Genomic DNA, 12,703 nt, shown 5'->3' on the forward strand with positions numbered 1-12,703 from the left:
TTGCGCCAAGGTGGCCGCGTGACGCCGGAAGCACAGGCGAGGGCGGCGCTTGCCCGGGGCGATCTTCCGGCCGCGGCGGCAGCGGCCAAAGCGCTTGCGCAGGGCCGTCCGGAGAGCCCGGCGGGCTTTTTCCTGATGGGCATGGTCGCGGCCGAAGCTGGCCAGATCGCCAAGGCGGTGCCGTTGGTCCAGGCGGCGGTGGCGCGTGGGCCGCAGGCGGAACACCTCGCCCAGCTTGCCAGGCTGCTGATCTTGCTGCGGCGCGAAGGCGAGGCGGGGGAGGCCGCCCATGCCGCGATGGGGCTGGCCCCGCGCGATGCGCTGACGCTCGATACGATCGGCTGCGTTCTGACCCGGCTGGGCGATCATGAAGCGTCGCTCGCGCCCTTTACGGCGGCTGTGGCGGCAGAGCCGGACAATCTGGAGTACCGTTACAATCTGGCGGCTGCCAGCGGCTTCACCGGCCGGGTGGACGATGCGCGCGCGCACTACGAGGCGATCCTGGCGGCCGATCCCGGCAATGCGCGCGCGCATTATGCACTGGCGATCCTGGCCCGGCAGACGGTGCAAGCCAATCATGTGCCGAGGCTGGAAAGGGCCCTCGCCGGGGCAGACCGGCCCGAAGACGCGCTGCGCATCCGCTATGCCCTGGCCAAGGAACTGGAAGATATTGGCGATGCCTCGGGTGCCTTTCGCTACCTGTCCGCCGCCAATGCCGCACAGAAACAGGCGCTCGGCTATGATTTCGAGCAGGATGCGGCGATGTTCGATGCGCTGGAAGCGCTCTTCGGCGAGGGAGGCGATGCGCTGGCCGCGGGCGATGGCTATCCGGACCCGGCCCCCATATTCGTGGTGGGCATGCCGCGCACCGGCACGACTCTGACCGATCGTATCCTGTCATCGCACCGCGATGTGGGATCGGCGGGAGAACTGCAGGCCATGCCGCTGGCGGTCAAGCAGGCCGCGCGAACGGCATCGCGCACCGTCATAGATCCGGAGACGATCAGGGCGAGCGGGGCCATCGATCCCATGGTGATCGGCAAGGCCTATATGGCCCGGGCGAGCCATCAGCGGCCCAAAGGCGCAGCGCGCTTTGTCGACAAGCTGCCCGCGAATTTCCTCTATACCGGCCATATCGTGCGGGCCTTGCCTCAGGCGCGGATCGTCTGCCTGCGCCGCAATCCGATGGATACGGTCTGGAGCAACTACAAAAACCTGTTTTCCAGCCAGTCCGCCTATTATGCCTATTCCTATGACCTGATGGACACGGCGCGCTACTATCTGCGTTTCGACCGGCTGATGGCCTTGTGGGACCACCTCTGGCCGGGGCGGGTGCTGCAATTATCATACGAAGAGCTTGTGGCTGATCAGGAAGGGCAGACCCGGCGCCTGCTGGACCATTGCGGCCTTGAATGGGATGCGGCTTGCCTGTCGTTCCATGAAAACAGTGCCGCCGTGGCGACCCCCAGCGCCGCCCAGGTGCGGCGTAAGCTCAACAGCGAAGGGATCTGCCGTTGGAAGACCCATGCGCAGGGTATGGATGAAGTTCGCGCCTTTTTCGAGGCGCAAGGTATTTTGACAGACTGATTGCGGCGAGGGAAAGGCTACGCGCCTTTTCTTACGCTGCAAGGAAAAGGGCGGCACCGCTGATGCGGCACCGCCCTTCCTGCGTTGGCGGCTGGGTGCGACCCTCAGAGCCTCCGCCCCATTAATATTTGATACGTGCCTCGATGCCGAAAGTGCGCGGATTGACGACAGCGTGCTTGTAGTAACGCACGACAACACCATCGTTGACGCCAGAACGCGAACGGTCCTGATCGACCGCCGACACGGCAAATTTGTCAAAGATGTTGTTCGCGAACAGGCTGAGGCTGAACTTGTCCGTTTCATAGGAAAGGGATGCACGGTGCAGCACATAGCTGGGCAGCTTGTCGCCATAGGTGCGCTCCCAGCCGAGGCGGGAGACGACACTGCCGCGATAGGTGGCTGTCCAGTTCGCGACGATATCGCCATTCGCCATAGGGGCGGTGTAAGTCACGCCCAGGCTGCCCGAGTTCTTCGCTGATCCAGGCAGGCGATCGCCGTCAAGAGCGCTCCCCTGCGTGAACTTGGGAGGCGCGCTCGGGTTCGCATTCGATTGGTAGGGGCCGTAATAACCCGGCACCGGGCGGTAGGTGATGATCCCCGGCACGTCTTCCGTCAGTTTGGCGTCGGTGTAGGAATAGGTGCCCTGAATCGACAATTGCGGGACCGGCTTGAACTGGAACGAGGTTTCGAAGCCCTTGGATCTCGCCGCGCCGCCGTTGACCGTAATGCCCGTGGCGCCATAGAGCGTCGCGGACGCGACCTGAATGCCTTCCCACTTGATGTGGAAGACATTGAAGTTGAACGACAGCTTGCGGTCGAACAATTGTGTGCGAATGCCAAGTTCGATGTTCTTGGTCGTATCGGGGCCATACTGGAGTTCGTCCGGCAAGGCACAGATGATCTGCTGCCCGGGCTGGACATCGGCAGGACAAGGGGCAACCCGGTTCGGGCCGCCGATGCGATAGCCCTTGCTGTACGTGGCGTAGGCCATGACGTCCGGCGAGAAGTTGTAGGATGTGTTGAACTTCCACACCCAGCCATCCTTGCCTGCCTTGCCGCCGTTGACGGGCAAGTCGTAGGGGCTGAGCGGATCACCCAGCAGCGGCAGCGCTGCTGCGCCCGCAATGGTCGAGCTGTATTTGAAATAGCGCGTGCCGGCGGTGACCTGCCATTCCGGCGTCACATGGAACGTGCCCTCACCGAAAATGGCCTTCTCGGTTACCTTCGACTTGACGTAGCTGACATACTCCAATTCGTCCGGATTGGAGGCGAGATCGACCCACGGGTGGCCGGGCACATGCTCGGCATAATCGCTGTGATACTTGTTCTCGTTGTAGAAACCGCCGAGAACCCAGCTGAACGGGCCGCCATGTGTGGAAACAAGGCGGATCTCCTGATTGAACTGCTTGCGGCGGCGGTCAAACTCGCTCCAGCTCGAAAAGGCAGGGAACGATTCATAGCCATAGTCGAGGTCGAGCAACAAGTCGGTGTTGTCGCCCTCCAGAAGCCCCTTGTCTTCTGTATAGGCTGTCGTCGCAACGAGATCGGCGAAATCGGCAATGTTCGCGTTGATCTCCATGCTGGCGAGATGCGCGTGGCGGTCGACCGGCTCTTTATAGCGGCCGGCGTTTTCGTACTTGCCGGTGCCGAGCACGCCTGCGCTGTTGGCCTGCGCGCCATCGGTCTTGGTACGCTGGTAGGCATAAGTGAAAATCACTTTCAGATCATCGCTGGTCTGAAGCAGCAACTGGTTGCGCGTGGTGAAGGTTCTCTCGAAATTGAGATCCTTGCGCTTGTAGAGGTTTGCGGCACGGCCTGCGTCCGAGATGCTGTCGGGGCCGTCCGGCTGCGGCAGGGAAACGCCCGGTTCCTGAAGGAGCAGCGGATAGTCGATGAAGCCCGGATCGTAGTAGTAGCCCGTGGCCGAACGGAAAGCGATGTGATCCTTGACGATCGGAATGTTGATCATGCCGTCGAGTTGATAGCCTGCATCGCCGGCATGGCTCTTGCCGTAGAGCCGACCATGCGCTGCGCCTTCGAAATTCTCGACATTGGGCCGGTTCGGAATGTAGCGGATCGCGCCTGCCAGCGTGCCGAGCCCGTAAAGCGTGCCTTGCGGGCCCAGCAGCGTTTCGACGCGCTGGATGTCGATCAGTTTGAAATCGTAGTAGAGCGGGACTTCGCCCAGATAAATGCCCAGAGCATTGTCGTAGGATGTGCCGCTCGCGTTCACATCGGATGCCCTGAGCCCGCGCAGCACGATCGTGCCGGTCGAACCCGAGCCGGTGTCCGAAACGGTCATGCCCGGGGTGAAATCGGCCAGGTCGCGCACGTCGTCGATCCGCTCGCGGTCGAGTTCCTCGGCGCTGACCGCAGAAATGTTGATCGGCGTGTCCATGATCGTCGTCGTGCGGCGGGTGGCCGTGACGACGATGGCATTGCCGCTGTCGGCATCTGCGGCTGCTGCCGCCGCGTCATCCGCCCATGCCGGTGCCGCGAGCGTGACGCTCGTGAATATGGTTGCTGATAGAAGCCCCGCCCTTAGCTTCGCATGATTTGCCATGTGCTACCCCCTTTTCTGGATTAAGTGCTCCCGTGCCCTGACGCCTCTTCGCCAGAACCTGAGATGTTGTTGAATTTTTGAACTCCCGAGCGTGCTGGTTCCGTTTGCCCCAATGGGCGGGCAGCGCGCTTGTGGTCCGGTTTTCTCAAATTGAATGCGTCAAAGCGTGCGATCCCGTTTTCTGTCCTGGCCGGGATCGGCCAGTCACTTGGCTGCAGATGCCGTCTTGTGGCCCTGTTTTTTCTTGATCCGCTCTATCAAGGGCTGAAACGGGAACATGAACTGCTCCCAGATCGACAGCCGCCTGCGCTCGTCCTGCCCTACGATGGTGGACTCCCCTTCGTGGTACGTGCCGAACATGCGATCGAAGATGATCAGCGAGTTGCCGTAGTTGCAGCGGGTGCTCTCGTAATCCACGGAATGATGCAGGCTGTGGTGCCGGATCGTTGTGAAGATATACGAGTAGAACAGCGGCGGATTGGAGCGCACATTGGCGTGCGCGAAAATGGACACTGCGCTCAACACGTTGAAGGCGCAGAACAGCGCAGGCAGCTGGAAATCGAACAGCGCAACCACGCTAAGGCTGATCAGGAAAAGTTCGATGGGATTGCCGACCGACCCCTTCATCGCATTGAGCTGGGTGATGTGATGATGCGGCGCGTGGGTCAGCCACAGCGGATGCCAATTGTGCATGGCCCGGTGCATCCAGTATTGCCCGAACTCGATCAGGCAGATCACCAGTGCAACCTGCACCAGAAACGGCGCGTGCAGTGTCCATTCGGTGGTGATGCCAAGCGAGTGCTTCAGCGCCCTCAGCGGCTCTTCGGCCAGCTTCTCCGAAACCCAGGCAATCGCCGTGTATCCCAGGACGACGTAAAAGACGTCCGTGACGAACTCGCGTATGTTCAGCCGCCAGCCTTCATGCCGTTCCAGCACCCATTCCAGAGCCTGGACGAACGCCGTCGTCAGGCTGCCCGCCACGAGTATGGACAAGGGATTGCTGGTCCATGCCTCGGGCCCGAAAGCCCAGAACAGAACGATCACAGTGACGGTTGCGGGCGGCAGCAGATCGACAAGCAGCTTCCCTGCAGTTTTCCTGCCGTGACCGTCCGTGCCGCCGGTGTTGTGCGAACCCGAAGGGCTGAGAACCGGGACAGGAGTTTCGCTGGAGTCGATGCCGCCAGCGATCGATCGCGCATCGTCTGAAGAAGCAGCATTGTAGGCCGGCAGTTGATCCATCGAAAATCTCCCCTTCAAGCCGGAGACCGGCTTGATGTTTCAGATTCTCTCTCCCGGTTAGGTATCGCTCGTACCCGGCGATTTGACACACGGTATTGATATTACCAATTGCGTCAAGAGTATTAATTTCAGGCCGGTGAATTGTGATCGGAAAATCGGAAAGTGCCTGAAATTCAGCGTTATTGCCGGAGTGTGAGGCAGCCTGCACCAGACCTTTCTGATGCGCGCATGCCACACACGGCGTTCGCAGCGCTCATGATTCGCGGCCTGCCGGCCCATGCCGGCAGGCCCGGTATCAGCTGTAGCGGTAGGGATTTTGATCGATCGTCGTCGTGCCGCGTGTCTGGTTGCACAGGAAGACGGTGCCCGTGAAGTAGATGCCCGGTTCGGTGACTGTCTGCGCATAGGCATAGGCCTCGCGCAATTGCTGCACTGTCATCTGCACGGGCGCCTCGTCGGGCTGGTAGGTCATGCCATAGGCATAGTCCTGGCCGTCCTTGCTGATCTCCACATGGCAGCCCATGACATGCGTTACCGGATGGGTGTCGCAGAAGTCGATCAGCCGCTTCATGCTGTCGAACCAGGGCTGCCAGAAGCTGATGTAGCAGCGCCCCCGGTAGAACATGTCTCCCGTGAAAAGGATCTGGGTATAGCTGTCGTAATAGGCGAATTCGGACACGACATGGCCCGGCGATCCCCAGATCAGGATGTCGCGGCCGCCCAGATCCAGCGTCACGCGTTCCTCGGGAAACTCGGTCATGCCCCAGAAGCCGACCATTTCCTCATGCGTCAGTCCCATGCAGCGCGTGTTCGGGCGGTCCGCGAACTGGTTGGCCGCGGCATAGTGGTCTGCATGGAGGTGCGTGAAGGCCACCAGCAGTTCCATGCTGGCGGGATCGCGGCCATTGCGGCGGCACCAGTCCTCAATGCACTGGTCCACGACGCCGCGCTGGTCCCAGTCGTTGCGCAGCTGGACGAAGCCTTCATCGAGCAGCAGCACCCGGTCGTTGCCGAAATAGAGCGGCGCGAAAGGCGCTTCGTAGCTGTAGGCCTTGTTCTGCCGCAGGATGGCGGTGTGCGCGTTGTACCAGTGGACCTGCACCGGCGGATCGGTGTTGTCCATGCAGGAGGAGGAGCCGCAGATCCACTTGTCCGGAAACTGGCCGGAGGCGGGAAGATTGCTCTTGAAATCGACCGGGGCCGGACGGGTGGCGGCGGCCGCCGCATCGGAAAGGCCGGCCAGCCCCGCGCCCGACAGCGGGATAGCGGCGGCTGCTGCATTGTAGCCAAGGAAACTGCGACGATCCACGAATGCTCTCCCTGTCGTCAAAAAGGGCGGGGCGGGCTGAAGTACGGCACGCCCTCGGGCCAGACGCGGGTGCGCTGATCGGGGCTGACGCCGTTGAACAGCACGAAATCGGGCCGGATCAGCATCATGTCCTTGCCCTGCACTTCGCGGGCATAGCGGATGGCCTCGCCGATCAACGCCGGTTCCATCTCCAGCACGCGCTCGTAGGGCTTGTACGTCGCGAAGCGCGGGTAGTAGCGGCCGGGTACGAACATCATTTCGATATGCCCGCCCAGAATCCACTTCACCGGGCGGCTGCCTGCAAAGGCCTCGAGCCGCTCCAGCGAGGCGGTGAAGTCGCGGTCGTTGCCGATGTTGATCTTGCCGGGAAACAGCAGGTCTCCGGTGAAGAGGAGATCGCAATAGGGATCGTAGAAGCTCACGCCGTCCTTGTGCGCGCCCGGAGTCGGGATCACCTCGATCACGCGGTCGCCGAGATCGATCGCGCCGGTGCCCGAGGGCCAGTGGCTCTCGAGGCCATAGAAGCGTTTCATCACTTCCAGCGGCTTGGGCACCAGAGTGGTGTCCGGCCGCCCGGCGAACTGCACCAGCCCCTGATTCTGGGCGACATCCTCGCCCGAGGTCAGCGCGACGGTGAGGGGAACCTTGCGGCGCCCCCGCGCCTGGCCCCAACGCGTGATGATCGCATCGACCGTCTCGCGCAGCGGATAGTGCCGCGCGTTCGCCGTCGCCCCGGTATCGATCAGCAGAGCGCCCGCATTGCCGAACAGCAGATACGTGAACGGCGCTTCCCAGTGCACGCAGACGTTTTGGCGCAGGACGAAGGTGTCTTCGTTATACTGCACCACCTGCACGCGCGGATCGCGGTTCTTCGCCGCGACATTGGACCCGTAGGTCCAGCGGAAAGCCAGGTTGCCCGGCGCGGGGCCATCGCAGGCGTAGTCATGGATGACCGGTTCGGATGGATGCAGCGGCAAGGCGCTGTCGGTGTTGCGGACGCCCGGCGGGTTGTACCCCAGCGCCAGATTGCCGTTCGGGTACCAGCGCTTGGGCCCATCCCATGGATGGCCGGACGATGCAGGACTACAGGCCAGTTTCTCTGCCACAGAATTCCCCCCGGAATGGTTCGTGAGCATGCGCCGCCGCGCTCAGGCAGGGGGTATGATATTGATATTACCATTTCTTTCAATGGTAATAATTTTGCCTATAGTTCGTGCACATTTGTGACCGTTTCGCGGGTCCAGGGATGCTGATCCTTGCTAGTCGGGAGGACAGTATTGCGCTCGATGAATTTAAGACTATTTGGAGGGGCAATAGTATGAGTACCGAAAACGCCAGTCTCGCCCGGCTCAGCATGAGTCTTCCCGCCGAACTGTTCCGTCAGCTGGACGTTATGGTCGAAGAGCGGAATTTGCCTTCGCGGTCGCAACTGATCGCCGAACTGATCCGTCATGCGCTAGCCGAGCACGAGGCGCTGACTCATCCCGAAGAGATGCTCGCGGGCACGATTACCATCGTTTACCGGGGAGACCGGGGACGGGTGCGGCAGCAGCTCGCGGAAAGCCAGGCCGAGTATCTGAAGGAAGTGATCTCCTCGCAGCATGTCTTCCTGGAAGACGACCAGTCGCTGGAAGTGCTGCTGGTGCAGGGGCCTGCCGTGCGGCTGAAGGAACTGTGCGATGCGCTGCGCAGCGTGCGCGGGGTGCGCCAGCTGCAGCTTGTCACGACGACAGCCCTGCTGCCCCCGCTGCATGAGCAGGACGGCAAGGAGAACGCGGGCGCGCAGGTGCGCAAGAGCCACGCGAACCAGGAAGCCGCCATTTAACGCAATGGCCCGTGGCTCATGGTGCGTATTACAAAATCTCACCAGCGTAATAATTTTCCGATGGACAAGCCCCGCGAATGACGCAATGCTGCATTGCGAAAGGGGACCGAGTCATGATCGTATCCATCCGCAAGGCAGCAGGCGTGGCCGTGATGGCGGGGGCGCTGCTTCTGGCATCCTGCTCCAAGCCGTCCGATGAAGCGCCGGAGCCGCGCCACGAATTCAACATCGGATGGTCGATCTACGCGGGCTGGATGCCCTGGCCCTATGCGCAGCAGGCCGGGATCGTGAAGAAGTGGGCCGATAAGTACGGGATCAAGATCAACATCGTTCAGGTGAACGATTATGTCGAATCGGTGAACCAGTACACGGCGGGCAAGCTGGACGGCGTCACCGTCGCCAATATGGATGCACTGACCATCCCCGCCGCGGGCGGCAAGGATACCAGTGCCATCATCGTCGGCGACTATTCGAACGGCAATGACGGCGTCCTGCTCAAAGGGGCGGACGATCTCAAGGCGATCAAGGGCCGCAAGGTCAATCTCGCCGAACTGTCCGTGTCCCACTACCTGCTGGCGCGCGCGCTGAATTCGGTGGGCATGACGCTCAGCGACGTGAAGACGGTCAATACCTCCGATGCCGATATCGTCGGCGCCTTCGCCAGCCCGGACGTGACGGCGGCGGTCGCCTGGAACCCGCAGCTTTCGGTGATGAAGGCGCAGAAGGGCGCGCACGAGGTGTTCAGTTCCGCCAACATCCCGGGCGAGATTCTCGATCTGCTGGTCGTCGACACCAAGACGCTCAAGGCCAATCCCGATCTGGGCAAGGCGCTGGCCGGGATCTGGTACGAAACGGTGGCGCTGATGCAGCAGCAGGACGCGGCGGGCAAAGCGGCGCGCGCGGCCATGGCCAAGCTGGCAGGCGCCACGCCGGAGGCTTTCGACGGCCAGCTTTCCACGACCTATCTCTATTCCGATCCCAAGGCGGCCGTCGCGGCGACCTCGTCTCCGGACCTGATCACGACGATGACCCGCGTGCGCGACTTCAGCTATTCCAAGGGGCTGTTTCCGGGGGCCGCATCAGCCGATGCCGTGGGCATGGCTTTCCCCGGCGGCAAGACGCTGGGTGATGCTCAGAATGTGACGATGCGTTTCGACGATAGCTTCATGAAGCTGGCGGCCGACGGAAAGCTTTGATCGGCAAAATCCGGGCCCGAACAGGCCCTATCCGCGTCATCAAGGTGGTGGGACAATCATGCGCTGGGTAAATCGTCACATGCGGCGAGGGGATCGCCTGCTTCTGGGATCGCTGCCGATCCTGCTGCTGGTGGTGATCTATCTCATCATGGCCGCCAGCCGCCACGCGGCCAATCCGGCGGACAAGATCCTGCCCCTGCCCGGCCGGATGGCCGAGAGCATGTACGCGCTCATTTTCCTGCCGGACAAGCTCTCGGGCCAACTGGTGTTCTGGGCGGATACGCTGGCCAGTCTGGAAAGGCTGGGCATGGGGCTGGGGATCGCCACGCTGATGGCGCTCGTGGTCGGCCTTGCGCTGGGCGTGCTGCCGCCGGTGCGGGCGACTTTCGGCCCGCTCGTCACCGGCATTGCCGTCATTCCGCCGATCGCGCTGCTGCCGATCCTGTTCATCGCGCTGGGGCTGGGCGAGACGGCCAAAGTCGCGCTGATCGTGGTGGGCATCGCGCCGGTCATGATCCGCGACATCGCCGCCCATGTCACCGCCCTGCCCAGAGAGCAGATCATCAAGGCGCAGACGCTGGGCGCGAGCAGCTGGCAAGTGATGATCCGGGTCGCGCTGCCGCAGGCCATGCCGCGCCTGATACAGGCGATGCGGCTGGCGCTCGGCCCGGCCTGGGTGTTCCTGATCTCGGCGGAGGCGATCGCTTCGGATGTCGGCCTTGGCTACCGGATCTTCCTGGTGCGGCGCTATCTCTCGATGGATATCATCCTGCCCTATGTCGCCTGGATCGCGCTGCTGGCGATCCTGATGGACCTGACGCTCACGCACCTCAGCAAGCGGCTGTTTCCCTGGGCCCATGGAGAAAGCCATTGAGCGCGCTTCTCAGCCTCCGCGATGTCTGGATCGAATATGGCGACAGGATCGTCATCGAGCGGCTCAGCCTCGATATCGAGGCTCAGTCCTTCGTCTCCGTCGTCGGCCCCTCGGGCGCCGGGAAGAGCAGCTTCCTGCGCCTCATCCTCGGGCAGGAAGCGCCGACACGCGGGGACATCCTGCTCGACGGCGAGCCGCTGACGCCCGAATGCGGCCCGGACCGGGGCGTGGTGTTCCAGCGCTATTCGGTGTTCCCGCATCTCTCGGTGCTGCGCAACACGATGCTCGGCCTCGAATGCCCGCAGGCCCCGCTGATGGGGCGGCTGTTCGGCGCGGCGCGCCGGGCAGCGCGGGACGAGGCAGCAGCGATGCTGGAAGCCGTGGGGCTCGGCCACAGTCTCGACCTCTATCCCGCGCAGATGTCGGGCGGGATGCAGCAGCGGCTGGCGATTGCCCAGGCGCTCGTCATGCGCCCGCGCATCCTGCTGCTGGACGAGCCCTTCGGCGCGCTGGACCCCGGCATCCGGGCGGACATGCACGCGCTCATCACCCGTCTGTGGCGCGACTATTCGCTGACGATCGTGATGGTCACGCACGATATCCGCGAGGCCTTCTCGCTCGGCACGCGGGTGCTGACGCTCGACAAGCGCCGCCACGATCCGCACGCCCCGCACCGGTTCGGCGCCACGGTGGTCTACGATCTGCCGCTTAACAACCGCAGCGGCCCAGCCGCTTCCGAAGATGGCAGTATTACCATTGACTAGTTTGGTAATAATTGAGAGGGTGCGGGCATGAGTTCCGAATCCGCCAGTCTGGCCCGGCTCAGCATGAGCCTTCCGGCCGAACTCTTCAGACAGCTCGATACCATGGTGGCCGAGCGCGGGCTGCCGTCGCGCTCGCAGCTCATCGCGGAGCTGATCCGGCACGCGCTGGCGGAACACGAATCGCTGATCCACCCGGACGAGATGCTCGCGGGCACGATCACCTTGGTTTACCGGGGCGAGCGGGGCCGCGTGCGGCACCAGCTCTCTCTGACGCAGGCCAATTACCTCAAGGAAGTCATCTCCTCGCAGCATGTCTTTCTGGAGCACGACCAGTCGCTCGAAGTCCTGCTGGTGCAGGGACCGGCAGTGCGGCTGAAGGAATTTTGCGACGCCATCCGGCGCATTCGCGGGGTGCAGCAGCTCGAACTCGTCACCACGACTGCTCTGCTGCCGCCCTTGCACAAGCAGGATGGCGGCCACTCCTATCCGATCGGAGACAATAGATGACAGAGACTCTGGGCACGACCGGGACTTTGGCAAATCCCCTGGCCGCGCGCGATCACGCACGCGGCATGGAAGGAACCGTGGTCGAAAGCATGCCGGTGCTGCCCCCGGCGGCGGACGATCTGCCCGCCGGCGTAGCGGGCGAAGACCTCGTGTGGGAAGAGACCATTGCGGCAGGCGGCTATGCCACGCGGCGGCTCTCGCGCGGCACCCGGCTGCGGCTGATCGACCTCAAGGGCGATGCCTGCGCCGCGCTGCAAGTGTTCAATGCGGAGATGCCCGCCGAACGGCTCAATGTCGCCGATACCGTGAAAGTCCAGTGGAACGCCTATCTCGGCGCGGGCAAGCTGCTGCTGTCCGACATGGGCCGCGTGCTGATGAGCCTGCTGGAAGACGATGCGGGCACGCACGACTGTTTCTGCGGCGCCTCCAATGCCGCCACCAATGCCGCGAAATACGGCAACGGCAGCAATAGCGGCCCCTATCCCAACGGGCGCGACCGGTTCCTGCTGGGCGCCGCCAAGCATGGGCTGGGGCGGCGGGACGTTCACCCTTGCGTGAACCTGTTCAAGGGCACCCGGATCGAGGCGGACGGCGCCATCACCCCGCAGATGGGCCCGTTCGAACCCGGCCGCAGCGTGGTGCTGCGCGCGGAGATGGACGTGATCGTGGTGATCGCCAATTGCCCGCACGTTCTCGATCCGCGCGAGGACTGGACGGTCGCGCCGCTGCGCGCGTCCGCCTGGCGCGGCCCGGTCACGCCGGTGGACGATCCGGTCCGCAATGCCACGCCGGAAGGCCTGCGCGCCTTCCTCAATGTCGAAGATTACTTCCGCCGCTGA

Annotated in this window: 11 protein-coding genes; 7 read left to right on the plus strand and 4 right to left on the minus strand. The window is 63.0% G+C overall.

The genetic code is table 11. The annotated features are described in order from the left end of the window. Window positions 1–18 precede the first annotated feature (18 nt). Entirely contained in the window at window positions 19–1,587 is a 1,569-nt protein-coding gene (locus MTR66_RS16705) for a tetratricopeptide repeat-containing sulfotransferase family protein (protein WP_243923152.1), read from the plus strand. A 121-nt stretch (window positions 1,588–1,708) separates the two neighbouring features. Here the strand turns inward: MTR66_RS16705 and MTR66_RS16710 are convergent, their stop codons facing one another. The 4 genes from MTR66_RS16710 to MTR66_RS16725 form a co-directional block, all read right to left on the minus strand. Then, window positions 1,709–4,150 carry a TonB-dependent receptor gene (locus tag MTR66_RS16710; RefSeq protein ID WP_243923153.1) on the minus strand — a complete coding sequence of 814 codons (2,442 nt, stop codon included), beginning with the start codon at window positions 4,148–4,150 and terminating at the stop codon, window positions 1,709–1,711. A gap of 204 nt (window positions 4,151–4,354) precedes the next feature. After that, window positions 4,355–5,389: a sterol desaturase family protein gene (locus tag MTR66_RS16715; RefSeq protein WP_243923154.1), complete on the minus strand. Its 1,035-nt coding sequence runs from the start codon at window positions 5,387–5,389 to the stop codon at window positions 4,355–4,357. 295 nt (window positions 5,390–5,684) lie between these two features. Continuing rightward, complete coding sequence (locus MTR66_RS16720) at window positions 5,685–6,698, minus strand: MBL fold metallo-hydrolase (RefSeq protein WP_243923156.1); 1,014 nt, start codon at window positions 6,696–6,698, stop codon at window positions 5,685–5,687. 17 nt (window positions 6,699–6,715) lie between these two features. After that, window positions 6,716–7,804 (minus strand): MBL fold metallo-hydrolase, encoded by a 1,089-nt coding sequence (locus MTR66_RS16725; RefSeq protein ID WP_243923158.1) that lies wholly within the window; start codon window positions 7,802–7,804, stop codon window positions 6,716–6,718. Window positions 7,805–8,016: 212 nt separating this feature from the next. On the opposite strand from MTR66_RS16725, the gene MTR66_RS16730 reads away from it, so the two are divergent. From MTR66_RS16730 to MTR66_RS16755, 6 genes are all read left to right on the plus strand, one after another. Beyond that, complete coding sequence (locus MTR66_RS16730) at window positions 8,017–8,523, plus strand: CopG family ribbon-helix-helix protein (RefSeq protein ID WP_243923160.1); 507 nt, start codon at window positions 8,017–8,019, stop codon at window positions 8,521–8,523. Window positions 8,524–8,636: 113 nt separating this feature from the next. Then, window positions 8,637–9,719 (plus strand): putative urea ABC transporter substrate-binding protein, encoded by a 1,083-nt coding sequence (locus MTR66_RS16735; protein WP_243923162.1) that lies wholly within the window; start codon window positions 8,637–8,639, stop codon window positions 9,717–9,719. A 58-nt stretch (window positions 9,720–9,777) separates the two neighbouring features. After that, the gene (locus MTR66_RS16740) at window positions 9,778–10,593 is read left to right on the plus strand and encodes an ABC transporter permease (protein ID WP_243923164.1); all 816 of its coding nucleotides are present in this window, start codon (window positions 9,778–9,780) and stop codon (window positions 10,591–10,593) included. Next, window positions 10,590–11,357, plus strand: coding sequence for an ATP-binding cassette domain-containing protein (locus MTR66_RS16745; protein ID WP_243923166.1), 768 nt, complete (start codon window positions 10,590–10,592; stop codon window positions 11,355–11,357). Before MTR66_RS16740 ends, MTR66_RS16745 begins: the two co-directional genes overlap by 4 nt. 27 nt (window positions 11,358–11,384) lie before the next feature. Next, window positions 11,385–11,864, plus strand: coding sequence for a CopG family ribbon-helix-helix protein (locus MTR66_RS16750; protein ID WP_243923169.1), 480 nt, complete (start codon window positions 11,385–11,387; stop codon window positions 11,862–11,864). Beyond that, complete coding sequence (locus MTR66_RS16755) at window positions 11,861–12,703, plus strand: urea amidolyase associated protein UAAP1 (RefSeq protein WP_243923171.1); 843 nt, start codon at window positions 11,861–11,863, stop codon at window positions 12,701–12,703. The genes MTR66_RS16750 and MTR66_RS16755 overlap by 4 nt, the downstream gene beginning before the upstream one ends.

The sequence above is a fragment of the Novosphingobium beihaiense genome, assembly GCF_022832375.1.
GTDB classification, from domain to species: Bacteria; Pseudomonadota; Alphaproteobacteria; order Sphingomonadales; family Sphingomonadaceae; genus Novosphingobium; species Novosphingobium beihaiensis.